Source organism: Streptomyces sp. NPDC012474 (genome assembly GCF_042955185.1).
GTDB classification, from domain to species: Bacteria; Actinomycetota; Actinomycetes; order Streptomycetales; family Streptomycetaceae; genus Streptomyces; species Streptomyces cahuitamycinicus.
The window spans coordinates 130,876-153,847 of the sequence record NZ_JBIBEP010000001.1 but is presented as its reverse complement, the minus strand read 5'-3'; the positions used below and the strand labels follow the sequence as shown (position 1 = coordinate 153,847).

The window sequence follows — 22,972 nt, the reverse complement described above, 5'->3', positions numbered from 1 at the left end:
CCCGTTCCCGCCCGCGCACCCACCCGCACGCGGCCCGCCTCACCACACGGCACACGACACGGCCCTCGATCAGGGAACTGATCAACGGATGGGACAGTCTTCATCACAGGGGCGCAAGAGCGAGCAGAGACGTACGGGAACGACGTACGACGCGAAACAGGAGTCCGTGCACGACATGAGTGACGAGCCTCAGCCGCAGCAGCCGAATCCGGGCTGGGCAGCGAGCCAGCCGCAGGCACACGCCGACGGCGACCCGGGCACGCCCGAGGCCAAGGCGGCCGGGAAACCGAAGCGCACCGGCTGGCGCCGGGCGATCCCCACCTGGCGCATGACGCTCGGCGGCTTCATCATCGTCGTCCTGCTGCTGGTCGGCGGATTCTTCCTCGGCTACTCCCTCGTGAAGATCCCCCCGGCCAACGCGCTCGCCACCAAACAGGCCAACGTCTACCTCTACGCGGACGGCTCCGTGATCGCGCGCGACGGCGAGGTCAACCGCGAGAACGTCACCCTCCCGCAGATCTCCAAGGACGCCCAGCACGCGATCCTGGCCGCCGAGGACCGCGACTTCTACACCGAGTCCGCCGTCGACCCCAAGGCCATGGTCCGCGCCGCCTGGAACACCGCCCTCGGCAAGGGCAAGCAGTCCGGCTCCACGATCACCCAGCAGTACGTGAAGAACTACTACCTGCGCCAGGACCAGACCGTCACGCGCAAGGCCAAGGAGTTCTTCATCGCGATCAAACTGGACCGCGAGGTCAGCAAGGACCACATCCTCGAGGGCTACCTCAACACCAGCTACTTCGGCCGCAACGCCTACGGCATCCAGGCCGCCGCCCAGGCCTACTACGGCAAGGACGCCAAGGACCTCGACCCGGCCCGCTCCGCCTACCTCGCCGCGCTCGTCAACGCCCCCAGCCAGTACGACGTCGTCGCCCACCCGGAGAACCGCAAGGCCGCCGAATCCCGCTGGAACTACGTCCTGGACGGCATGGTCAAGAAGGGCTGGCTCAGCGAGTCGGAACGCGCCGGCATGAAGTTCCCCGTGCCGAAGGAGTCCACCCTCTCCACCGGCATGTCCGGCCAGCGCGGCTACATCGTCCGGATCGTCAAGGACTACCTCACCCAGAACAAGATCATCGAAGAGGGCAAGCTCGACGCCGGCGGCTACCGCATCACGACCACCCTGCAGAAGAGCAAGCAGGACGCGTTCGTGAAGGCCGTCAACGACAAGCTGATGTCCAAGCTCGACAAGAAGAACAACAAGGTCGACACCTACGTCCGCGCCGGCGGCGCCTCCGTCGACCCCAAGACCGGCAAGGTCGTCGCCATGTACAACGGCATCGACTACGTCAAGCAGTACACCCCCAACGCCACCCGCAGGGACTTCCAGGTCGGCTCCACCTTCAAGCCCTTCGTCTTCACCTCGGCCGTCGAGAACCACTCGGAGACCCAGGACGGCCGCGTCATCACCCCGAACACCATCTACGACGGCACCAACAAGCGCCCCGTCCAGGGCTGGACCGGCGACCCCTACGCCCCCGAGAACGAGGACCAGCGCTCCTACGGCGACATCACCGTCACCGAAGCCACCGACAGCTCCGTGAACTCGGTGTACGCGCAGATGGCCGCCGACGTCGGCCCCCAGAAGGTCAAGCAGACCGCGATCGACCTGGGCGTCCCCGAAACCACCCCCGACCTCGCCGACGGCCCCGCCATCGCCCTCGGCACCGCCACCGCCAGCGTCCTCGACATGGCGGAGGCCTACGCCACCCTCGCCAACCACGGGCGGCACGGCACCTACACGATGGTCGAAAAGGTCACCAAGGGCGGCACGCCCGTCGAACTGCCCGAACGACGCACCCAGCAAGCCGTGAGCCGCGAGGCCGCCGACACCACCACCTCCATGCTGCGCAGCGTCGTCCAGAACGGCACGGCCTCCGCCGCGCAGGCCGCGGGCCGCCCCGTCGCCGGCAAGACCGGCACCGCCGAGGAGGACACGGCGGCCTGGTTCGCGGGCTACACCCCCGACCTCGCCACCGTCGTCTCCGTCATGGGCCAGGACCCGGTCACCGCCGCCCACAAGTCGCTGTACGGCGCCATGGGCCTGGACCGGATCAACGGCGGCGGCGCACCCGCCGAGATCTGGACGCAGTTCACCCAGGACGCCCTCGAGGGCAAGCCCGCCCAGGAGTTCGACCTCCGGCTCCAGCCCGGCGCGAACGTCCCGCAGGCCCCCAGCAGCGACGCCCCCGCCGACCCCACCACCGGCGCCACCACGGACGGCGGCACGACCACCGGCGGCGAGGACACCGGCACCGAGAGCCCCGGCGAGAGCCCCAGCGCCCCCGAGGGGCAGACCGAGGGCCAGACCGACGGCGGCACCGCCGACGGCGGCACCGGCGGCGAGTCCCCCACGAGCGGCGGCACCGCGGACGGCGGCACCACCGACGGCGGCACCTCCACCGACGGCGGCACGACCGACGGCGGCACCACGGAGGGCGGTGGCGGCGGCGACACGAGCGACGGCGGCGCGACGGGCGGCCCGACCGGCCCCGGCTGGGGCGTCGTCCCGCAGACCGCCCGCCGCGAGTAGCGCGACGACGGTTCAGTGACCGCTGGTCGCCTTCAGCCCCACCACGGCGACCAGCAGCAGACACACGAAGAAGATCCGGGCGGCGGTCGCCGGCTCACCCAGCACCACCATGCCGAACACCGCCGCCCCGGCCGCACCGATCCCCACCCACACGCCATAGGCCGTACCGATGGGCAGCGTCTTGGCCGCCTGCGACAGCAACAGCATGCTGACGACGATGCCCGCGCCGGTGAGCACGCTGGGCAGCGGACGCGTGAAACCGTCGGTGTACTTCATGCCGACGGACCACCCCACCTCCAGCAGACCGGCGACGACGAGCAGAACCCAGGCCATGACGGGCACCTCCGGGAGACGGGCTGACGGTGTCGGTGCGTCGTCTTTGCCTTGATCCCGGTACGGCGCGTCTCGTCGGGGTCCCTCCAACGTAGCAAAACCGCACGACACGACGAAGGGGCCGGTGACCACGGTCACCAGCCCCTTCCGCGCTACTGCCGGCCTGCCCTACAGATACAGGCCCGTCGAGTCCTCGGCGCCCTCGAACCGGTCCGCGGCCACCGCGTGCAGATCGCGCTCGCGCATCAGCACGTACGCGATCCCCCGCACCTCGACCTCGGCACGGTCCTCCGGGTCGAACAGCACCCGGTCGCCCGCCTCCACCGTCCGCACGTTCTGCCCCACCGCGACCACCTCGGCCCACGCCAGCCGCCGGCCGACCGCCGCAGTGGCGGGGATCAGGATGCCGCCGCCGGAACGCCGCTCGCCCTCGCTGGTGTCCTGCCGCACGAGTACACGGTCGTGCAGCATCCGGATGGGCAGCTTGTCCGGATGGGTACTGTGCTCGTTTCTCTTGGCGCTCACGCCCTGAAACCTACCTGTCTTCCCCGGATACGTACGCGGTCGGGTCAGCCCTTGCGCCGCCGCGTGCTGAACGCGAGCAGCCCGACCACACCCACGACGACGAGCGCCACGGGCACGACGCGCTCCAGCCGGGGCGCCCCGTCCTCGTCCACGAACCGGGCACGCGCATCGGTGACGGCCCGGTTGACCCCCACGTAAGCCCGCCCGAGGGTGTGATCAATGTTGGAAGCGACCTTGGCCTTGGCATCCCCGACGATCGTCTTGGGGTGCACCCGCACCCCGAGCTCGTCGAGGGTCTCGGCCAGGGTCGCGCGGCGGCGCCTGATGTCCGCCTCGATCTGCGCCGGGGTCCTGGAGTCCGCCGTGTCCGCCACCGTGTCGCCTCCGAAGTCGGTGTGAAGCCTGTGTGGGACAGTCTGTCAGCTCCACGGGTCATCACACTGTCAGCACCCCCGGTTACGCTGGCCAGATGAGCGAGCGACTCCAGCCGGGCGACGTAGCCCCCGCCTTCACCCTGCCCGACGCCGACGGCACCGAGGTGTCCCTGTCGGACCACAAGGGCCGCAAGGTCATCGTGTACTTCTACCCGGCCGCCCTGACGCCCGGCTGCACGAAGCAGGCCTGCGACTTCACGGACAACCTGGAGCTGCTGGCGGGCGCGGGCTACGACGTCATCGGCATCTCCCCCGACAAGCCGGAGAAGCTGGCCAAGTTCCGCGACAAGGAGTCCCTGAAGGTGACCCTGCTCGCCGACCCGGACAAGCAGGTCCTGGAGTCCTACGGCGCCTTCGGCGAGAAGAAGCTGTACGGCAAGACGGTCGTCGGCGTCATCCGCTCCACGATCGTCGTCGACGAGGAGGGCAAGGTCGAACGCGCCCTGTACAACGTCAAGGCCACGGGCCACGTCGCCAAGATCATCAAGGACCTGGCGGTCTGAGACCCGCTGTTCTCCTTCCGCGAGCGGCTCGTACCGGTGATCCTCCGGTGCGAGCCGTTCCGCTTCTCGTGCGCATTCCGGGCGTGACTGTCTGATATGCGGATCGTTACTCCGTACGAGGGCGCGAACGTGTGGTCGAGGACGGAGGAGGAGAGCGATGGGGGCCAGATACACGCGCGAGTTACTCGAAGAAGCGGCGCGGGCGACAACGAACTGGGACGACGCCGTGCGGTGGTGCGGAGGCACACCCACACCTGGCAGCAGACGCTATCTGCGTCAGAAGATGGCCGAGGCGGGAGTGGATGTCTCACACTTCCCGGCGCGGTGGGCACGCCACACCGAGAAGACGCTCCGAGAGGTCGTGGCGGTGTCGACCAACGTCAAGGAGGTGCTTCGCCGCCTGGGCATCAGCCCGGTCGGTGGCAACCACACGCATATCAGCCGCCGCATCTCGACGCTGGGCATCGACACATCCCACTTCGTGACACCACCGCGAAGGTCAAAATCCCGCGGCGATCTGCTGGGCCTCGGGACACCACAGGCCGGCAGGGTCGCAGGAAGCCGACTGCTTCGGCATCTACTCCGCATCGGAGTCCCGGAATGCTGCGCAATGTGTGGCACTGGACCCAGGTGGAACGACAAGCCCCTCCGGCTGGAGGTCGACCACATCAACGGCGACTGGTGGGACAACCGTCCGGGGAACCTTCAGCTGCTCTGCCCCAACTGCCATGCCGTGACGGACACATACCGGGGCCGCAGACGGAGGGCGGCCGCATGAGCAAGCCGAAGTACACACACACGACCTACTGACTCGGGCTGCAGGCAAGGCCACCAGCATGGTCGACCTGATGCACATGCTGGGAACACCGATGGGTAGCGGCCCTCGCCGCTATCTCAGCAAACGGCTACAGCACTACGGCATCGACACATCCCACTTCAGCGAGGTGCCTTTTCCAGAACGCGAACGGCGCAGCTATCGGGAGGAACTGCTCAGAGAAGCCGCTGCTCATTCGAACAGCATCAGGGAGATGCTGGAGTACATGGGGCACCCTCCACACGACAGCCCGTACGGATATATCAGGAAGAAGCTGGACGAGTTCGGGATCGACACCTCGCACTTCACCAGCGGACGCAGATATGGCCCTGGCATCCTTCCCCGCGCTGAACTAGCGGCTGCGGTGGAGGCTGCCACGAGCGTGGCAGGAGTCCTCGCCGCTCTTGGCCGAAGCAACAGCAGTACAGCTCGGGCGCTTGCGAAACGCAGCATCGAAGCGCACGGCCTGTCGACCGCCCACTTCACGGGACAGGGACACTATCGCGGCAGCCGTTCGCCAAACCGCAAATCAGCAGCCGAGATCTTGGTGCGGCTCCCTGTCGGATGCCCCCGCACCAAGACGGTCCTGCTCAGGCGCGCCCTTGACAACCTCGGCGTACCGCATGTCTGCGATGAATGCGGTATCGGGGACACCTGGCAAGGCAGACGACTGGTTCTGGAGATTGATCACGTCAACGGTGACCGCCTGGACAACCGCCGGGAGAACCTGCGCTACTTGTGCCCGTCTTGCCACAGCCAGACAAGCACGTTCTCGAGAGGGTGGCGCCGTCTTTCCGTCCCGCAGCAACCAGTCGCCGAGGACCAGTAAAGTGTACGTGGGGCCGTAGCCCAATTCGGCAGGAGGCGCCACTTTTAGGTAGTGGACAGTGCGAGTTCGAGTCTCGTCGGCCCCACATCAGGGCGCGGCGCCCAGCGAGGCGCCGCGCCCTTCCAAGTTCTTCCACGGCCTGACCCTCAGCCCAACAGCTCCCCCACCACCGGCACCAGCGCCCGGAACGCCTTCCCCCGGTGGCTGATCGCGTTCTTCTCCTGGGGGGTCAACTCCGCGCACGTCCGGGTCTCGCCCTCCGGCTGGAGGATCGGGTCGTAGCCGAAGCCGCCCGTGCCGGCGGGCTCGTGGCGCAGGACGCCCCGTAGCTGCCCCTCGACCACCCGCTCCGTGCCGTCCGGCAGGGCCAGTGCCGCCGCGCAGGCGAAGTGGGCGCCCCGGTGTTCGTCGGCGATGTCGGTGAGCTGGGCGAGGAGGAGGTCCAGGTTGGCTTTGTCGTCGCCGTGGCGGCCGGCCCAGCGGGCGGAGAAGATGCCGGGCGCGCCGTTGAGGACGTCAACGCAGAGGCCCGAGTCGTCGGCGACGGCCGGGAGGCCCGTTGCCCGGGCCAGGGCGTGGGCCTTGAGGAGGGCGTTCTCGGCGAACGTGACCCCGGTTTCCTTGACGTCGGGGATGTCCGGGTAGGCGTCGGCGCCGACGAGTTCGTGGGGCAGCCCGGCTTCGGTGAGGATCGTCCGGAGCTCGGTGATCTTTCCGGCGTTGCGGGTGGCGAGGATCAGGCGACTCATGGCCCCAAGGGTATGGGGCCCCGTCAGGGGCGCGGGGAACTGCGCGATCGGCCACGGTGGCCCCGCGGACGGCTACCCGTGCGACTCGGCACACGGGTAGCCGCAGTGGGCTCAGCTAGCGCAGCGTCACGGCGTGCAGACCTTCGTCAGTTCGCCCGCCGCGTCCGTGACGGGGCTGATGTCGGGGGTCTCGTCGCCGTTCTTGATCGACGTGCGGACGTTGGCGACCGCCTTGTCGAGGTCGTCGACGGCTTTGGCGACATCGGCGTTGTCGGTCTTGTCGCCGATCTCGCCGAGGTTCTTGTCGATGGAGTCGAGGGACTCGTCGAGCTGCGTGGGGTCGTTGGCCGCGCTGTCGACCGCCTGCTGGAGTTCGGTGACGCTGTCGGCGATGGCGTCGGCGGTCTGGACGCAGTCCAGCGCCTTGTCGACGGCGGCGCAGCCGGTGGTGAGTCCGGCGGTCAGCGCGACGGCCGCCAGGGTGGCGGCGACGGCGGCGGTGCGGCGTCGGCGGCTCGCGGCCATGGAGCGGTCCCTCTCGTTCGGTGGGGCCGGTCGGGCCCGCGTGGCTGGCCGGGCGCACAGGGATGAGCCGTGCGCCCGTACTTCTTCAGACGCGAGTGTGCTCGGCTCGGTTGCCCGTGCCGAGCACCTGTCTTGGGGTGCCCTTTACTTTTCGAGGAGGGCGTCGAGTGCGGTGCGCTGGTGGGTGGCGAGTTCGGCGCAGCCGGCGACGGCGAGGTCGAGGAGGGCGTTCAGTTCGTCGCGGGCGAAGGGTTCGGCTTCGGCGGTGCCCTGGACCTCGACGAAGCGGCCGTCGCCGGTGCAGACGACGTTCATGTCGGTGTCGGCCTTGACGTCCTCTTCGTAGCGCAGGTCGAGGAGGGGGACGCCGCCGACGATGCCGACGGAGACGGCGGAGACGGTGCCGGTGAGGGGTTTGCGGCCGGCCTTGATGAGCTTCTTGCGCTGCGCCCAGGCGACGGCGTCGGCCAGTGCGACGTAGGCGCCGGTGATGGCGGCGGTGCGGGTGCCGCCGTCGGCCTGGAGGACGTCGCAGTCGAGGACGATGGTGTTCTCGCCGAGGGCTTTGTAGTCGATGACGGCGCGCAGGGAGCGGCCGATGAGGCGGCTGATCTCGTGGGTGCGTCCGCCGATGCGGCCCTTGACGGATTCGCGGTCGCCGCGGGAGTTGGTGGCGCGGGGCAGCATGGAGTATTCGGCGGTGACCCAGCCTTCGCCGCTGCCTTTGCGCCAGCGGGGGACGCCTTCGGTGACGGAGGCGGTGCAGAAGACCTTGGTGTCGCCGAAGGAGACGAGGACGGAGCCTTCGGCGTGCTTGCTCCAGCCGCGTTCGATGGTGATGGGGCGGAGCTGCTGGGGGGTGCGGCCGTCGATTCGAGACATGCGGCTGAGCCTATCCATACGTGTGGGAGGGGCCCCTCCCGCGGTGGGAGGGGCCCCGGTGGTGTGCTGGGTGTCAGGGGGTGAAGCCCGGGATGATCCCGGCTCTTCACATCATGTCTTCGATATCCGCTGCGATGGGGTCGGCGTCGGTGCCGATGACGACCTGGATCGCGGTGCCCATTTTGACGACGCCGTGGGCGCCGGCGGCTTTCAGGGCGGTCTCGTCGACCTTGGCGGGGTCGATGACCTCGGTGCGGAGGCGGGTGATGCAGCCTTCGACTTCTTCGATGTTGTCGATGCCGCCGAGCCCGGCAACGATCTTTTCAGCCTTGGTGGCCATGTTCGTTCTCCCTGATCCGAACCGCTTTGTCGCAGTAACCCACAGTTGGCCCATCTTCGCGAGCGGCCGTGTCGTGTGTGCCGAAAGGATGGCGTCACGTTGGCGCGTCCGTCGAACGACTGGTCTACACCACGACCCCGCGCTTCGACAAAAGTCTCCCGCCGGAAGTCTCTTGATCGTCAGCAGTCTCTCGTTGGAGGGGACCGGAATGAGTGCCGACAGTCCTGCCGGTGCCGAGGTGTCCGTCAGCCCTGGCCGTGTTCGCTGGAACCGGCTGTTTCAGGGTTTACAGAAGATGGGCCGCAGTCTGCAGTTGCCGATCGCGGTGCTGCCGGCGGCGGGGATCCTCAACCGGTTGGGGCAGCCTGATGTGTTCGGGGACGAGGGGCTGGGCTGGACGAACGTCTCGAAGGTGATGGCGGGGGCGGGCGGGGCGCTGCTGGACGGTTCGCTGGGGTTGCCGCTGTTGTTCTGTGTGGGTGTTGCGATCGGGATGGCGAGGAAGTCGGACGGTTCGACGGCGCTGGCGGCGGTGGTCGGGTTCCTCGTGTATTTCACGGTGTTGCGGCAGTTTCCGGAGGACTGTCCCGGGGGGTCGGTGGCGGTGCCGGACGTCGGGTGTCAGGTGACCGACGGGGATCGGATGGTGACGGCGTTCACGTTCCAGAATCCGGGGGTGTTCGGCGGGATCGTGGTGGGGCTGCTGGCGGCGTTCTTCTGGGCGCGGTTCCACCGGGCGCGGCTGGTGGACTGGCTGGGGTTCTTCAACGGGCGGCGGCTGGTGCCGATCATCATGGCGTTCGTGGCGATCGTCTTCGCGGCGTTGTGTCCAGTCGCTGAAACCCTCCAACGCGTCACCGATCGGCGGCCACACCCACAATGATGTTCGCGCTTCCGGCGGCGGCGCTGGCGATCACGCACTGTGCGCGGCCGGACCGGCGCAAGGAGGTCGGTGGTCTGATGCTGTCGGTGGCGCTGACGTCGTTCGTCACGGGGATCACGGAGCCGATCGAGTACTCGTTCCTGTTCGTCGCGCCGGCGTTGTATGTGGTGCACGCGCTGTTGACGGGGGTGTCGATGGCGGTGACGTGGGGGCTGGGGGTGCACGACGGGTTCAGCTTCTCGGCGGGGCTGATCGACTACGTGATCAACTGGAGTCTGGCGACCAGGCCGTGGCTGATCGTCCCGATCGGGCTGGGTTTCGCGCTCCTCTATTACGTGATCTTCAGGTTCGCGATCACGAGGTTCGACCTGAGGACTCCGGGGCGTGAGCCCGCGGAGGAGGTCGAGGACAGCGCCAAGGGGTGATCGTCACAGGGGGTGGAATTGGCGGGTTCCACTCGTTCGGCCTACCGTGCTACAACTGGTCTACACCACTCAGTGGTGGAGGTCGCGCGGTGATGACCGCGCACCCCTTTCTTTGAGACGCCGCCGGCCCCCTTCGCATGCTTCCTGGGCGGCGCCGTGCCCCCTGGAGGAAGTTCATGTCCACAGACACCGCCGCGCCCGCGAGCCCGAGCAAGGGGTCGGCCGTGATGGCCGTCATGCAGCGGATCGGCCGCAGCCTGATGCTGCCCGTCGCCGTGCTGCCCGCCGCAGCCCTGCTGGTCCGGCTCGGCAACGACGACATGCTGGGCCGCCCGGAGTTCCCCGCCTTCCTGACGAAGATCGCGGGCTTCATGGCCGCGGGTGGCAACGCGATCCTCGACAACATGGCGCTGTTGTTCGCCGTGGGCATCGCGATCGGTTTCGCCAAGAAGTCGGACGGCTCCACCGCCCTGGCGGCCGTGGTCGGTTACCTCGTCTTCAAGAACGTGCTGGCCACGTTCACCGATCCGACCCTGCCTCAGGTGGCGGCGGAGGTCGATGGCAAGGCGGTCATGGTGGACGCCCCCGCCGACGCCAAGGTGCTCGGCGGTGTCGTCATGGGCCTGGTGGTGGCCCTGCTCTACCAGCGGTTCTACCGCACGAAGCTGCCCGACTGGGCGGGCTTCTTCGGCGGCCGCCGCCTGGTTCCGATCCTGTCCGCCTTCGCGGGTCTGGTCATCGGCATCGTCTTCGGTTACATCTGGCCGGTCCTCGGCACGGCGCTGCACAACTTCGGCGAGTGGCTGGTCGGCTCCGGGGCGGTCGGCGCGGGCATCTTCGGTGTCGCCAACCGTGCGCTGATCCCGATCGGCATGCACCATCTGCTGAACTCCTTCCCCTGGCTCCAGGCCGGCACCTACGAGGGCAAGAGCGGCGACATCGCCCGCTTCCTGGCCGGTGACCCGACCGCCGGCCAGTTCATGACCGGCTTCTTCCCGATCATGATGTTCGCCCTGCCGGCCGCGTGCCTGGCGATCGTGCACTGTGCCCGGCCGGAGCGGCGCAAGATCGTCGGCGGCATGATGCTGTCGCTCGCGCTGACCTCGTTCGTCACGGGCGTCACCGAGCCGATCGAGTTCACCTTCATGTTCATCGCGCCGGTGCTGTACGCGATCCACGCCGTGCTCACCGGTGTCTCGATGGCGCTGACCTGGGCCCTGGGGATGAAGGACGGCTTCGGCTTCTCGGCCGGCGCGATCGACTTCGCTCTGAACCTCGGTATCGCGACCAACCCGTGGGGCCTGGCCCTGGTCGGCCTGTGCTTCGCGGCGGTCTACTACGTGGTGTTCCGCTTCGCGATCACCAGGTTCAACCTGCCGACGCCGGGCCGCGAGTCCGACGAGGAACTCGCCGAGCTGCAGAAGGCCGAGGCCAAGTAGGCCCGCGCCACGCAGGAGGCCCCGGAACCCGAGCGGTTCCGGGGCCTCCTGCGTGCAGCTAGACCTCGTACGTCTGGCGGGGTGCGGCGAGGTCCACCGGACCGTCGTACGCCTCGCGGGCGTGGGCGAGGTTGACCTGAGGGTCCGTCCACGGCGGGATGTGGGTGAGGACGAGGCGGCGGGCTCCGGCACGGGCCGCCGTCTCACCCGCCTCGCGGCCGTTGAGGTGCAGGTCGGGGATGTTCTCTTTGCCGTGCGTGAAGGCGGCCTCGCACAGGAACAGGTCGGCGTCCCGGGCGAGTTCGTCCAGGGCGGGGCTCACGCCGGTGTCACCGGAGTACGCCAGGACCTTGCCGCCGTGCTCGATCCGGATGCCGTAGGCCTCCACGGGGTGGGCGACCCGCTCGGTGTGCACCGTGAACGGGCCGACCTCGAAGGTGGACGGCTTGACCGTGTGGAAGTCGAAGACCTCGCTCATGGAGGAGGCGGAGGGGGTGTCCGCGTAGGCGGTGGTCAGCCGGTGTTCCGTTCCTTCGGGGCCGAAGACGGGGAGTGGATCGCAGCGGCCGCCGTCGTGGCGGTAGTAGCGCGCGACGAAGTACGCGCACATGTCGATGCAGTGGTCGGCGTGCAGATGGCTGAGGAAGATCGCGTCGAGGTCGTAGAGACCGCAGTGGCGCTGCAGCTCGCCCAGGGCACCGTTGCCCAGGTCGAGAAGCAGCCGGAAGCCGTCGGCCTCGACGAGGTAGCTCGAGCAGGCCGATTCCGCGGACGGGAACGACCCCGAGCAGCCGACGACGGTGAGCTTCATGAAGCAGAAACCTCCGCTGGCGGGATAAGTCTGAGAGGGGCGTCGGGGGTCGTGCGGTCCGTCGAGCGTAAGGCGCAAAACCTCCGGTAGCTCCTCCGCCAAGGCCTGTTGTGGGCGAACTCACCTGTGGTGTCACCGGTTCGGCTGGCAGGGCCGGCAGGTGATCCTCGTGAGGGGGGCGCGCGGCAGGGGCGGCGCCGGTAACGTCTCAGTATGGACACGTCCTGGTGGCTGGCGCTCGCCGCGGTGGTACTGCTCGCGCTCGTCGCCACGCTCGTCGACGGCTGGGGCCGGGGGCGGCGGCCGTCCGCCCGGCCGGTCCGGACCGCGGCGCCCGCCGCCGCGCCGGAGGGCCGGCCGCAGCCGGCGGAGATCTGGTGGGCGGACGTGCCCTACGAGGACGAGGCCCACACCAAGGACCGCCCCTGTCTGGTGCTGGCGGTGCGCGGGGAGCGGGCGACGGTCGCGAAGATCACCACCCGGTTCCGGGGCGGGCGCGCCGGGGTGATCCCGCTGCCCCCGGGCTCGGTGGACGATGCCCGGGCCCGTGCGAGTTTCCTGGAGACGGACGAGCTGCGGGAGGTTCCGGTGTGGGGGTTCCGGCGGCGGATCGGTGTGGTGGATCCGGCGCTGTGGGACCGGGTGCGGTACCTGGCGGGCTGAGCGACGCGAAAAGGGCTGGAGTCATGGACTCCAGCCCTCCGCGGGTCGGTTCTCGCCCCTCCGCGGGTCGGTCCTCGCCCTCTGTGCGGGTCGGTTCTCGCCGTCGGCTACGCCCAGAGCTGGCCCTGGACCGTGTCGATGGCCTCCTCCGTCGTGGCCGCCGTGTAGACGCCCGTCGAGAGGTACTTCCAGCCGCCGTCGGCGACGACGAAGACGATGTCGGCGGGCTCCCCGGCCTTGACGGCCTTCTTGCCGACGCCGATCGCGGCGTGCAGCGCGGCGCCCGTGGAGACGCCGGCGAAGATGCCCTCCTGCTGGAGCAGCTCGCGGGTGCGGGTGACGGCGTCGGCCGAGCCGACCGAGAAGCGGGTGGTGAGGACGGAGGCGTCGTACAGCTCGGGGACGAAGCCCTCGTCGAGGTTGCGCAGGCCGTAGACCAGGTCGTCGTAGCGCGGTTCGGCCGCGACGATCTGGACGTCCGGCTTGTGCTCGCGCAGGAAGCGGCCCACGCCCATGAGGGTGCCGGTGGTGCCGAGTCCGGCCACGAAGTGCGTGATCGACGGCAGGTCCGTGAGGATCTCGGGGCCGGTCGTGGCGTAGTGGGCGCCGGCGTTGTCCGGGTTGCCGTACTGGTAGAGCATCACCCAGTCCGGGTGCTCGGCCGAGAGCTCCTTGGCGACGCGCACGGCGGTGTTGGAGCCGCCCGCCGCCGGGGAGGAGACGATCTCCGCGCCCCACATGCCCAGCAGGTCCCGGCGTTCCTGCGAGGTGTTCTCCGGCATCACGCAGACGATGCGGTAGCCCTTGAGTTTCGCCGCCATGGCCAGGGAGATGCCGGTGTTGCCCGACGTCGGCTCGAGGATGGTGCAGCCCGGGGTCAGGCGGCCGTCCTTCTCCGCCTGCTCGATCATGTGCAGGGCCGGACGGTCCTTGACCGATCCCGTCGGGTTGCGGTCCTCCAGTTTCGCCCAGATGCGGACGTCGGCGGACGGCGACAGCCGCGGCAGGCGCACCAGGGGGGTGTTGCCGACCGCGGCCAGGGGGGAGTCGTAGCGCATCGGTGATCAGACCATGCCGCCGGCCACGGCCGGCAGGATCGTGACGTTGTCGCCGTCCGACAGCTTGGTGTTGATGCCGTCGAGGAAGCGGACGTCCTCGTCGTTCAGGTAGACGTTGACGAAGCGGCGCAGCTGGTCGCCGTCCACGATGCGGGCGCGGATCCCGGTGTGCCGGGTCTCGAGGTCGGTGAGCAGGTCGGCGAGGGTGTCACCGCTGCCCTCCACCGCCTTCTGACCGTCGGTGTACGTGCGGAGGATGGTCGGGATGCGGACCTCGATGGCCATGGCTTCAGGGCTCCTGTCGGGGAGTAGTCGGTCGGGGCGCGCGGCAGCGCAGGAACAGCGGGGTGGTACGTGTGTGCGGCGCCGCGGCTCACGGCCGTACGGCGGCAGGGACCGCGTCAACAGATGGCGCTGGCCAGCCTGCACAGGTCGACGTGCAGCCGCGCCACGAGCAGATCGCCCGGCGTCTTTTCGCTCACGTCGTGGAAAACCATGGGCTCATCGTATCGATTCCCGGTCCGGGTACTGGAATGTGATCCCACATCGCGGACGGCTGCTGGCCGGAGAGTGAGACCGTACTGCTCAGAACCCGCTCAGTACGCCTCGACGACCGCCACCTCCTCCTCCGTGACCTCGCCCTCGACGATACGGAAGGAGCGGAACTGGAACTCGCCGGCGCCGTCGGTGTCGGCGGTGGAGACGAGGACGTAGTGCGCGCCGGGCTCGTTGGCGTAGGAGATGTCGGTGCGCGAGGGGTAGGCCTCGGTGGCGGTGTGGGAGTGGTAGATGACCACCGGCTCCTCGTCGCGGTCGTCCATCTCGCGGTAGAGCTTGAGCAGGTCGCCGGAGTCGAACTCGTAGAACGTGGGCGACATGGCCGCGTTCAGCATGGGGATGAAGCGCTCGGGGCGGTCCGAGCCCGCCGGGCCGGCGACGACGCCGCACGCCTCGTCGGGGTGGTCCTTGCGCGCGTGGGCGACGATCTGGTCGACGAGGGCCTGGGTGATGGTCAGCATGTTCGTCAGGATAAGCAGAGGGGCCGTTCCGTACCGAGGAATGGTACGGAACGGCCCACATGCCGGACGCCCTGAGCGGCGGCGGCGGGGGGTGCCACGAGTACTCCCCGCCGCCGGGCGTCCTGGGAGAGGCTGCTCGGCAGCGCCACCAGGGGCGCGGGGCTGTGTCGATCTGCGGCTCGGCCGCGGGGTGCGACCAGCCACGACGACGCGGGCAGCCGCCGGTCTTCCACGGCACCCACCTCACCGGCCCTGTCGGCGAAGCGCCTAGCCGACCTTCTCGAAGTCCGCGTCGCCGCGGCGCTCGGCGATCTGCGGGTTGCGGCTCTTGAGGACCGCCCAGCCGACGCCGAGGGCGACGGCCCAGACGGCCGCGACGTACAGGCAGACCCGCGCGTCCTTGTCGTACGCGATCATGCAGGTCACGCCGATGAGGAAGAGGAGCGCGACCCAGCTGAAGAGCGCACCGCCGGGGGCGGGGAAGGACGAGGCGCGCAGCCGGCCCGCGTCGACCGCGGAGCGGTAGCGGATGTGGCTGACGAGGATCATCATCCAGGTCCAGATGCCGGCCGCGGTGGCGACGGAGGTGACGTAGAGGAACGCCTTCTCCGGGACGATGTAGTTCAGGACGACGCCGATGCCCATGAGCGCGACGGAGACCGTGATGCCGACGGCGGGCGTCTTGCGGGAGTTGAGCTTGCCGAACGCCCGGGGCGCCTCGCTGTTGGAGGCCAGGCCGCGCAGCATGCGGCCGGTCGAGTACATGCCCGAGTTGCAGGACGACAGGGCCGCGGTGAGCACCACGAAGTTGACGATGCCCGCGGCGAGCGGGATGCCGATCTCGCCGAAGGCGTGCACGAAGGGGCTCTCGCCGGCGGAGAACTCGGTCCACTTGACCACGGAGAGGATCACCAGCAGGGCGCCGACGTAGAAGACGATGATGCGCCAGGGCAGGGTGTTGATGGCCTTGGGCAGGGTCTTCTCGGGGTTCTCGGACTCGCCCGCGGTGACGCCGACGAGCTCGACGGCGAGGTAGGCGAACATGACGCCCTGGAGCGTCATCAGGCTGGAGCCGATGCCGTTGGGGAAGAAGCCGTCGTGCGACCAGAGGTTGGAGACGGTGGCGGTGTCACCGGCGTCGGAGAAGCCGAGGGTGAGCACGCCGAGGCCGATGACGATCATGCCGATGATGGCCGTGACCTTGATCATCGAGAACCAGAACTCGACCTCGCCGAAGATCTTGACGGAGATCAGGTTGACGCCGAAGAGCACCACCAGGAACACCAGGGCGCTGACCCACTGGGGGATCTCCGGGAACCAGAAGTGGATGTAGATCGCGGCGGCCGTGAGTTCGGCCATGCCGGTGACCACCCACATGAGCCAGTACGTCCAGCCCGTGACGAACCCGAAGAACGGGCCGAGGAATTCGCGGGCGTACTCGGCGAAGGAGCCGGAGACGGGCCGGTAGAGGAGCAGCTCGCCCAGGGCCCGCATGATGAAGAAGATCACGACGCCCGCGAGGGCGTACATGAGGATGATGCTGGGGCCGGCCTTGGCGATGTTCGCTCCGGCGCCCATGAACAGGCCGACGCCGATGGCGCCGCCGATGGCGATCATCTGGACCTGGCGACTGCCGAGGCCGCGCTCGTACCCCTCTTCGGGCACGCTTTCCGTGTCGACCTGCGCAGAGGTCATGTGTGGTGCGCCTTTCTCCATGCCGACCCGGGCCTCGCGTCGGCCTCGGATCGGGTTTCGATCCCCCCGGAATGAATGGAGCTGAGCGGGCCCGGAAGCCCGCTCGTGCCTGGCCGGCGGTTGCCGGCTCGGTGGCGCACCCGGCCGAACATTCGGGTGGTGTTCTGCCGGGCGGTCGTGAAGATTTATCACGGCCGCAACACTGATCACAGGCAGAGGATGTGGCGCACCCCACAGGGAAAAGCGGACAAAACGCTTTCGAAAAGGCCATAGAAGGCGGGTGCGTTGACGGGATCGTTATCCGGATTTGAGTGTCCGTTGAGCGAACACTCTTCGGTCACCCGCCGGTCACAAAACCTGCGCTGATCAGGCCATAAGGGTTCCGACCAGCGTCTCCTGGAGTCCACCCAGCCACAGGTAGGCCATCACCATCGGCTTGCGCGGGTCGTCGTCCGGGAGGCGGTAGAGCAGGTCGGTGTCCTCGTCGTCGGTGATCTCCAGCCGCGAGCCGATCGCGAGCCGCAGGTCGTTCAGGGCGCCCAGCCACTGCCGGGACTCCGCCGGCGACAGCTTCAGCACCGCGCCGCCCTCGCCGGCCGAGGCCGAGGAGAGCGTGTCGAGGGAGCGGATCACCGCGAGGGCGCTGTCCCGCTTGCCGGCCCGCAGGTCGTTCTCGGTGTAGCGCCGGAACTCCGCGGAGTACGCCTTCTGCTCCTCGGCGTCCCGCGGCGAGGCGGGCTGCTCGGGGTCGCTGTAGGCGTCCGGGAAGAGCCGCCTGAGCACCGGGTCGGCGGGCGGCTCGCTGGGGCCGTCGGCGAACAGCTCGGCGAGCGGGTCGCCGGAGGTGTCCTCGGCGGGGCCGGGGCCGATGAGCTCCAGGAGCTGGACGGCCAGCGACCGGATGATGGAGATCTCGACGTCGTCGAGGGCGACGGCCGCGCCGCCGCCGGGGAGCGGTTCGAAGGTTCCGGGCATGAACGCCTTTTCGCTGCTGGGCGGGGTGCTGGCTACTTGCGGTCCTGCTGGAGGGTGGCCCACAGGCCGTAGCCGTGCATGGCCTGCACGTCGCGTTCCATCTCCTCGCGGCTGCCGCTGGAGACGACCGCCCGGCCCTTGTGGTGGACGTCGAGCATGAGCTTGGTGGCCTTGTCCTTGGAGTAGCCGAAGTACGACTGGAAGACGTACGTCACGTAGCTCATGAGGTTGACCGGGTCGTTGTGGACGATCGTGACCCACGGAAGGTCCGGCTCGGGTACGGCGAAGACCTCCTCCGCCGACTCGGTGCGTTCGATCTCCAGGGGCGCGGGTGACGTCACACTGCCCATGCTGCCACCCGAGGGGGGTAGTCGCACAAACGGGCCTGGCCGCAAGGCGATCGCGTGTCCGCGGACCGCAATCGTCAGATTGACGAAATGGGGGTACGATCCCGCTCATGAACACAGCGGACCTTTCGCTGCCGGTGGATGTTCCCTCGACGGCGCTCTTCACGGACCAGTACGAGCTGACGATGCTGCGGGCCGCCCTCGCGGCGGGCACGGCCGAGCGGCGGAGCGTGTTCGAGGTCTTCACCCGGCGGCTGCCGAACGGGCGGCGCTACGGCGTCGTGGGCGGCACCGGCCGGGTGCTGGACGCGGTGGAGAACTTCCACTTCGACACGGCCGTGCTGGACTTCCTGCGGGAGCGGGAGATCGTCGACGAGCAGACCCTGGAGTGGCTCGCCGGCTACCGGTTCCGCGGCGACATCTGGGGCTACCCCGAGGGCGAGGTGTACTTCCCGGGCTCGCCGATCATGCGGGTCGAGGGCACCTTCGCCGAGTGCGTGCTGCTGGAGACCGTGATCCTGTCGATCCTCAACCACGACTCGGCGATCGCCGCGGCCGCCTCGCGCATGGCGGCGGCCGCGGGTGACCGGCCGCTGATCGAGATGGGCGCCCGGCGCACGCACGAGCTGGCGGCCGTGGCGGCCTCCCGGGCCGCGTACGTCGGCGGCTTCGCGACCACCTCCGACCTGGCGGCCGGCTTCCGGTACGGCATCCCGACCGTGGGCACGTCCGCGCACGCCTTCACCCTGCTGCACGACAGCGAACGGGACGCCTTCCGCGCCCAGGTGGACACCCTGGGCGGGGGCACCACGCTGCTGGTGGACACCTACGACGTCGCCGAGGCGGTCCGCACGGCCGTCGAGGTCGCCGGGACCGAGCTGGGCGCGGTCCGCATCGACTCCGGCGACCTGCTGCTGGTCGCGCACCGGGTGCGCCAGCAGCTGGACGAGCTGGGCGCGACCGGTACGAAGATCGTGGTGACCTCGGACCTGGACGAGTACGCGATCGCCTCGCTGGCGGCGGCCCCGGTGGACGCCTACGGCGTCGGGACGCAGCTGGTGACCGGCTCCGGCCACCCCACCTCCTCGATGGTCTACAAGCTGGTCGCGCGGGCCGAGTCCGCGGACCCGAAGGCACCGCTGGTGCCGGTGGCGAAGAAGTCCAGCGGAGGCAAGACGTCGATCGGCGGACGCAAGTGGGCCGCGCGGCGACCGGACTCCTACGGGGTCGCCGAGGCGGAGGTGATCGGCACCGGGCCGGTGCCGGCCGCACTCGCGGACCGACAGCTGCTGGTGGAGCTGGTCAAGGGCGGCGAGGTGGTGGCGCGCGAGCCGCTGGACGCGGCGCGCGAGCGGCACACGAGGGCGCGCGCGGGACTCCCGATGTCGGCCACGCAGCTCTCGCGCGGGGAGCCCGTCCTTCCCACGGAGTACCTGCACGAGACCCCGGGTAGCTAGGGGGTGTGCCGTGACGCGCCGAACCGTGCCCCCTCCCGTCCGCTCCCCTCTGTCAATAGGCTCGGTGGTTCACCGGCCGGGCTTGCCGACCTCATAGCCGAAGGACACCGACCATGCGCCGCGCCTTGATCGTCGTCGATGTGCAGAACGACTTCTGCGAGGGGGGCAGCCTCGCGGTGTCCGGTGGTGCCGATGTGGCCGCCGCCGTCACGGAGCTGATCGGGCAGGCGGCCGGGTCCGGCTACCAGCACGTCGTGGCCACCCGCGACCACCACATCGCCCCCGGCGGCCACTTCTCCGCCAACCCGGACTACGCGCGCTCCTGGCCCGCGCACTGCGTCGCCGGCACGGAGGGCGTCGGTTTCCACCCGAACTTCGCCCCCGCCGTCGCCTCCGGCTCGGTCGACGCCGTGTTCGACAAGGGGGCGTACTCGGCGGCGTACAGCGGTTTCGAGGGCGCGGACGAGAACGGCACGCCCTTGGCCGACTGGCTGCGCTCGCGCGAGGTCACCGAGGTCGACGTGGTCGGCATCGCCACGGACCACTGTGTACGCGCCACGGCCCTCGACGCCGCCCGGGAGGGCTTCCGTACGCAGGTCCTGCTGGATCTGACGGCCGGGGTGGCCCCGGAGAGCACCGAGCGGGCCCTGGAGGAGCTTCGCGAGGCGGGCGTGGAGCTGTCGGGCAAGCCGGTCGTGCATTAGCCCGTAGGGGTCCGCCGGTCAGGTCTGGGCCGTCGGGTGCCTGAGGAGAGCTCTGATCGGGCGCCACAGCTCCTGGACCAGGTCCGGGCTCGACGCGACACCGTTGTCGGGGGCCGTGCGCCATATGAGGCCGTCCGGGTGGTGCAGGACGGCCGTGATCTCGTCGGGGGTCGGCGGGGCGGCGTTGCCGCGCAGGTAGACCGACCGCAGACCGAGGTTGCGGAGCCTGGTCAGGGCCCGGGCACGGTTCACGGAGTGGACGAGCACGCGGACGGCGCCGGGGCCGTCGGCGGCGGGGCTGGGCAGGTTCAGTGCCACCACCACCGTGCCGTTCGGCAGCTTGCAGAAGCCTCCTGCGGCCATGCGCTCATCCCCCTGTGCCGGTCGGTGTCAATAAGAGAGCCACAGGACGCACCTAAACACGGATCGGCGGTGACCCGCCAGTGGGTCACCGCCGATCATGCTCTGACCTGCAAGGATGCGGATTACCTACCCGCGGCACCGACCTCCAGCTCGATCGTCGAGCCGTCCTTGGCCTCCTTGAGGATCTTGATCTTCGTGTTGGTGTCAGTGATCTTGACACCCCCGGTGGGGTTCGACTCGTCGTAGTACGTGTTCTTCCGGTCGTTGAAGACCGAGACGCCCTTCGACCCCGGGATGTACTTCGCCACGTCCGCCTTGTGCAGCGTCATGCCGTCGGTGCGGTAGAGGCTGAACGGCGAGTCGTAGGCCTGGATGCGGTTGCGCATCAGCGTGCCGTCGGCCCACTTCAGGGCGGCCGGGTGCGAGTCGACCGGCAGGACCAGACCGGTGCCCTGGTGCTGGCTGGTGTTGTTGTCGACCTGGGAGGTGTCCCACTTCCAGATCAGCAGGCCGTTCTGGTACGCGTAGTGCTCCACCCAGTCCGGGCGCGCCGTGAAGCCGAAGTTGTACGGGCCGGTCTTCAGCGTCTTGTCGTACGACACGTACTGCCGGTTCTCGGCGATGTAGTACTGCGCGTAGTCCTTGGTGAAGGACGCGCCGATGCGGGAGAAGCCGGTGGCCTTCCACGCGGCGTCCGCGCTCTCGGCGTTGTCGGAGAAGACGGGCGCGCCGTCGGCCGTCACCGTGATCGCGTCGGCCGCGAAGCCCTTCTGGGCCACGCCCCCGTCGGTCTGGTAGCGGAAGCGGAGGTCGATCTTCTTGCCGGCGTAGGCGTCGAGCGGGAAGGCGAGCTTCTTGTAGCCGTCGACCGTGCCGGTCAGGACCGGCTTGTCGCTGGCGTCACGCTGGATCGGCTGGCCGTCCACCGTGCCGTCGACAGCGGTCCAGTTGGCGCCGCCGTCGGTCGAGACCTCGGTGTAGAGGAAGTCGTAGTTGGCCTCGATGTCGTACCAGCCGTCGAGGGTCAGCTGCGCCTTCGACTTGCCGGTCAGGTCGACGGCACGCGTCAGGGAGTTCTTGAGGTTGTCACCGCTGCCGCTCCACCACTGGGTCTTGCCCTCGGCGGGGGTGACGACCTCGGTGGTGACCGCCTTCTTGGGGAGGTCGACGACCAGGGCCTGCTTGTGCTTGGTGTTGTACTCGGCGACGCCCAGCTTGTGCCAGGAGTTGACGCCGGCCTTGGCCTTGTCGAAGTTCAGCCAGCCCAGCTGCAGCTTGTCCCAGGCGGTCATGTCGCCGGGCAGGTCACCGATCTCCTTCTTGCCGGCGCCGAGCCAGGAACCGGACGACATCAGCGTCCAGAAGCCGGTGGAGTTCTCGCCGCCCGCGGTGTCGTAGTGGTCGGGCAGGCCGAGGTCGTGGCCGTACTCGTGGGCGTAGACGCCGAGTCCGCCGTTCTCCGGCTGGACGGTGTAGTCGCCGACCCAGATGCCGGTGTCGCCGATCTTCGCACCGCCGAGCTTGTTGTTCTCGGGTCCGGTGGCGCCGGCGTCGGTGCCGAAGGCGTACCAGCGGTGGGCCCAGATGGCGTCGGTGCCCTGGGCGCCGCCGCCCGCGGACTCGTCCTCGCCGGCGTGCACGATCTGGAAGTGGTCGATGTAGCCGTCGGGCTCGTTGAAGTCGCCGTCGCCGTCGAAGTCGTAGCGGTCCCACTCGTCGAACCGCGCGACGTCCGCCTTGATCTGGGCGTCGGTCCTCCCCGCTGCCTTCTGCTGGGAGACCCAGGCGTTCAGACCGTCGCTGACGACGTTCCACACGCTGGAGCAGTTGGTGTCACCGCAGGCGTTGTTGCCGTAGCGCGCCTCGTTGTAGGGGACCTTGACCCAGTCGGAGACCTCGCCGTCGACCGAGTAGCGGCCCGAGGACTGCTTCTCGTAGTAGGTCTTGACGGAGTCGACGCCCTTGCCGGAACCGAAGTACAGGTCCTGGAAGTACTGCTGGTCGTAGTCGGCCCGCCAGGCCGTGGAGTTGTCCTTCTTGCGGTCGGGCTTGGCTATCGAGTTGTGCAGCGGGCCCGGGGTGCCGCCGTAGCGGCTGTCGACCTTGTCCCCGAACTCGACCAGGATCGTGAAGATCTTGTCGGTCTTCTCGCGGCCGAGCTCGACGTACTTGGCGTCGCCCTTCTTGCTCTTGAGCTGGACGACCTTCGAACCCTCGCGGTTCTTGACCTTGCTCTTGCCCGACAGGACCTGGTTCAGGGCCTCCTGGCGCTGAGCGTCCTGCGTCTTGCTCAGCGGGCCTTCGAGGTCGTGCTCGTCGTGGTGACGTTCCGCCGGGTCGTGCCGGTCCACGGTGGTGGGCCGGGGGGCCGGGGCGTCGTCGGCCACCGCGTAGGTGGAGGCGGTGGTGGTGGCCGCCGCGAGCGCCACGCTGATGGCGGCCGCTCGGAACGTCCAGGGTCTACTGGTCACTTGAGATCCTCCCCCGCGTTCGGGCGCGCGGCAGGCAGGGTCCCGGTCGTGGAAGTCCGCGCGCGCGTGATCAACGCGTGTAGTCAAGTGACGACATTTGACTAGAGGTTTAGAAGAAAAGACAGACCTTGACTT

General features: G+C 69.0%; 25 protein-coding genes, 1 tRNA gene, 1 pseudogene and 1 riboswitch. Of the genes and pseudogenes, 10 read left to right on the top strand and 17 right to left on the bottom strand.

All coding sequences use genetic code 11. The annotated features are described in order from the left end of the window. Window positions 1-175 precede the first annotated feature (175 nt). Complete coding sequence (locus ACFY9S_RS00640) at window positions 176-2,593, top strand: transglycosylase domain-containing protein (RefSeq protein ID WP_391120890.1); 2,418 nt, start codon at window positions 176-178, stop codon at window positions 2,591-2,593. Between the two features lie 12 nt (window positions 2,594-2,605). Here ACFY9S_RS00640 and ACFY9S_RS00635 read toward each other — a convergent pair whose 3' ends face one another. The 3 genes from ACFY9S_RS00635 to ACFY9S_RS00625 all read right to left on the bottom strand — a co-directional run bounded on the left by ACFY9S_RS00635 (window position 2,606) and on the right by ACFY9S_RS00625 (window position 3,825). After that, entirely contained in the window at window positions 2,606-2,926 is a 321-nt protein-coding gene (locus ACFY9S_RS00635) for an SMR family transporter (protein ID WP_391120887.1), read from the bottom strand. Window positions 2,927-2,960: 34 nt separating this feature from the next. Then, a riboswitch (guanidine-III (ykkC-III) riboswitch) is annotated at window positions 2,961-3,030 on the bottom strand. Window positions 3,031-3,094: 64 nt separating this feature from the next. After that, window positions 3,095-3,451 (bottom strand): co-chaperone GroES, encoded by a 357-nt coding sequence (locus tag ACFY9S_RS00630; protein WP_031140106.1) that lies wholly within the window; start codon window positions 3,449-3,451, stop codon window positions 3,095-3,097. Between the two features lie 44 nt (window positions 3,452-3,495). Then, window positions 3,496-3,825 (bottom strand): DUF3618 domain-containing protein, encoded by a 330-nt coding sequence (locus ACFY9S_RS00625; RefSeq protein WP_102909800.1) that lies wholly within the window; start codon window positions 3,823-3,825, stop codon window positions 3,496-3,498. A gap of 95 nt (window positions 3,826-3,920) precedes the next feature. On the opposite strand from ACFY9S_RS00625, the gene bcp reads away from it, so the two are divergent. The 4 genes from bcp to ACFY9S_RS00605 all read left to right on the top strand — a co-directional run bounded on the left by bcp (window position 3,921) and on the right by ACFY9S_RS00605 (window position 6,116). Next, the gene (gene bcp, locus ACFY9S_RS00620; RefSeq protein ID WP_391120882.1) at window positions 3,921-4,388 is read left to right on the top strand and encodes a thioredoxin-dependent thiol peroxidase; all 468 of its coding nucleotides are present in this window, start codon (window positions 3,921-3,923) and stop codon (window positions 4,386-4,388) included. A 157-nt stretch (window positions 4,389-4,545) separates the two neighbouring features. After that, window positions 4,546-5,166, top strand: coding sequence for an HNH endonuclease (locus ACFY9S_RS00615; protein ID WP_391120879.1), 621 nt, complete (start codon window positions 4,546-4,548; stop codon window positions 5,164-5,166). A gap of 58 nt (window positions 5,167-5,224) precedes the next feature. After that, window positions 5,225-6,031 carry an HNH endonuclease gene (locus ACFY9S_RS00610; RefSeq protein ID WP_391120876.1) on the top strand — a complete coding sequence of 269 codons (807 nt, stop codon included), beginning with the start codon at window positions 5,225-5,227 and terminating at the stop codon, window positions 6,029-6,031. Window positions 6,032-6,040: 9 nt separating this feature from the next. Next, window positions 6,041-6,116: transfer RNA gene (locus ACFY9S_RS00605), tRNA-Leu, on the top strand. 61 nt (window positions 6,117-6,177) lie between these two features. Here ACFY9S_RS00605 and rdgB read toward each other — a convergent pair. From rdgB to ACFY9S_RS00585, 4 genes are all read right to left on the bottom strand, one after another. Continuing rightward, window positions 6,178-6,780, bottom strand: coding sequence for an RdgB/HAM1 family non-canonical purine NTP pyrophosphatase (gene rdgB, locus ACFY9S_RS00600; RefSeq protein WP_391120873.1), 603 nt, complete (start codon window positions 6,778-6,780; stop codon window positions 6,178-6,180). A 126-nt stretch (window positions 6,781-6,906) separates the two neighbouring features. After that, complete coding sequence (locus ACFY9S_RS00595; protein ID WP_391120870.1) at window positions 6,907-7,305, bottom strand: hypothetical protein; 399 nt, start codon at window positions 7,303-7,305, stop codon at window positions 6,907-6,909. A 144-nt stretch (window positions 7,306-7,449) separates the two neighbouring features. Next, window positions 7,450-8,187: a ribonuclease PH gene (rph, locus tag ACFY9S_RS00590; RefSeq protein WP_391120867.1), complete on the bottom strand. Its 738-nt coding sequence runs from the start codon at window positions 8,185-8,187 to the stop codon at window positions 7,450-7,452. 106 nt (window positions 8,188-8,293) lie between these two features. Then, window positions 8,294-8,527 carry a glucose PTS transporter subunit EIIB gene (locus ACFY9S_RS00585; RefSeq protein ID WP_391120864.1) on the bottom strand — a complete coding sequence of 78 codons (234 nt, stop codon included), beginning with the start codon at window positions 8,525-8,527 and terminating at the stop codon, window positions 8,294-8,296. 208 nt (window positions 8,528-8,735) lie between these two features. Between ACFY9S_RS00585 and ACFY9S_RS00580 the strand changes: the two are divergent. Both ACFY9S_RS00580 and ACFY9S_RS00575 read left to right on the top strand, forming a co-directional pair. Beyond that, window positions 8,736-9,835: pseudogene (locus ACFY9S_RS00580) on the top strand (PTS transporter subunit EIIC). 176 nt (window positions 9,836-10,011) lie between these two features. Further along, window positions 10,012-11,274: a PTS transporter subunit EIIC gene (locus ACFY9S_RS00575; RefSeq protein WP_391120861.1), complete on the top strand. Its 1,263-nt coding sequence runs from the start codon at window positions 10,012-10,014 to the stop codon at window positions 11,272-11,274. A gap of 58 nt (window positions 11,275-11,332) precedes the next feature. On the opposite strand, the gene ACFY9S_RS00570 is transcribed toward ACFY9S_RS00575, so the two are convergent. Then, window positions 11,333-12,085 carry an MBL fold metallo-hydrolase gene (locus ACFY9S_RS00570; RefSeq protein WP_391120858.1) on the bottom strand — a complete coding sequence of 251 codons (753 nt, stop codon included), beginning with the start codon at window positions 12,083-12,085 and terminating at the stop codon, window positions 11,333-11,335. A 213-nt stretch (window positions 12,086-12,298) separates the two neighbouring features. Between ACFY9S_RS00570 and ACFY9S_RS00565 the strand changes: the two genes are divergently transcribed. Further along, entirely contained in the window at window positions 12,299-12,748 is a 450-nt protein-coding gene (locus ACFY9S_RS00565; RefSeq protein ID WP_391120855.1) for a type II toxin-antitoxin system PemK/MazF family toxin, read from the top strand. A 107-nt stretch (window positions 12,749-12,855) separates the two neighbouring features. On the opposite strand, the gene ACFY9S_RS00560 is transcribed toward ACFY9S_RS00565, so the two are convergent. The 7 genes from ACFY9S_RS00560 to clpS form a co-directional block, all read right to left on the bottom strand. Beyond that, complete coding sequence (locus tag ACFY9S_RS00560; protein ID WP_391120852.1) at window positions 12,856-13,806, bottom strand: cysteine synthase; 951 nt, start codon at window positions 13,804-13,806, stop codon at window positions 12,856-12,858. Window positions 13,807-13,812: 6 nt separating this feature from the next. After that, window positions 13,813-14,091, bottom strand: a complete 279-nt coding sequence (locus ACFY9S_RS00555) for a MoaD family protein (RefSeq protein WP_391120846.1) — start codon at window positions 14,089-14,091, stop codon at window positions 13,813-13,815. Window positions 14,092-14,207: 116 nt separating this feature from the next. Continuing rightward, window positions 14,208-14,303, bottom strand: coding sequence for a putative leader peptide (locus tag ACFY9S_RS00550; protein ID WP_311688247.1), 96 nt, complete (start codon window positions 14,301-14,303; stop codon window positions 14,208-14,210). A gap of 99 nt (window positions 14,304-14,402) precedes the next feature. Continuing rightward, a complete protein-coding gene (locus ACFY9S_RS00545) occupies window positions 14,403-14,825 on the bottom strand; it encodes a Mov34/MPN/PAD-1 family protein (protein ID WP_102909811.1) in 423 nt (140 codons plus the stop codon). Between the two features lie 267 nt (window positions 14,826-15,092). Beyond that, window positions 15,093-16,520 carry an amino acid permease gene (locus ACFY9S_RS00540; protein WP_391120843.1) on the bottom strand — a complete coding sequence of 476 codons (1,428 nt, stop codon included), beginning with the start codon at window positions 16,518-16,520 and terminating at the stop codon, window positions 15,093-15,095. Window positions 16,521-16,886: 366 nt separating this feature from the next. Next, on the bottom strand, window positions 16,887-17,495 hold the full coding sequence (locus ACFY9S_RS00535; RefSeq protein ID WP_391120840.1) for a DUF2017 family protein: 609 nt from the start codon (window positions 17,493-17,495) through the stop codon (window positions 16,887-16,889). A 32-nt stretch (window positions 17,496-17,527) separates the two neighbouring features. Beyond that, window positions 17,528-17,845, bottom strand: coding sequence for an ATP-dependent Clp protease adapter ClpS (gene clpS, locus ACFY9S_RS00530; protein ID WP_030837810.1), 318 nt, complete (start codon window positions 17,843-17,845; stop codon window positions 17,528-17,530). A 107-nt stretch (window positions 17,846-17,952) separates the two neighbouring features. Between clpS and ACFY9S_RS00525 the strand changes: the two genes are divergently transcribed. Both ACFY9S_RS00525 and ACFY9S_RS00520 read left to right on the top strand, forming a co-directional pair. Next, the gene (locus ACFY9S_RS00525) at window positions 17,953-19,299 is read left to right on the top strand and encodes a nicotinate phosphoribosyltransferase (RefSeq protein WP_391120837.1); all 1,347 of its coding nucleotides are present in this window, start codon (window positions 17,953-17,955) and stop codon (window positions 19,297-19,299) included. Window positions 19,300-19,412: 113 nt separating this feature from the next. Beyond that, window positions 19,413-20,003, top strand: a complete 591-nt coding sequence (locus ACFY9S_RS00520) for an isochorismatase family protein (protein ID WP_391120834.1) — start codon at window positions 19,413-19,415, stop codon at window positions 20,001-20,003. 18 nt (window positions 20,004-20,021) lie between these two features. Here the strand turns inward: ACFY9S_RS00520 and ACFY9S_RS00515 are convergent, their stop codons facing one another. Both ACFY9S_RS00515 and ACFY9S_RS00510 read right to left on the bottom strand, forming a co-directional pair. Continuing rightward, complete coding sequence (locus ACFY9S_RS00515) at window positions 20,022-20,366, bottom strand: hypothetical protein (protein ID WP_391120831.1); 345 nt, start codon at window positions 20,364-20,366, stop codon at window positions 20,022-20,024. A 122-nt stretch (window positions 20,367-20,488) separates the two neighbouring features. Then, window positions 20,489-22,837, bottom strand: coding sequence for an immune inhibitor A domain-containing protein (locus tag ACFY9S_RS00510; RefSeq protein WP_391120828.1), 2,349 nt, complete (start codon window positions 22,835-22,837; stop codon window positions 20,489-20,491). Window positions 22,838-22,972 lie beyond the last annotated feature (135 nt).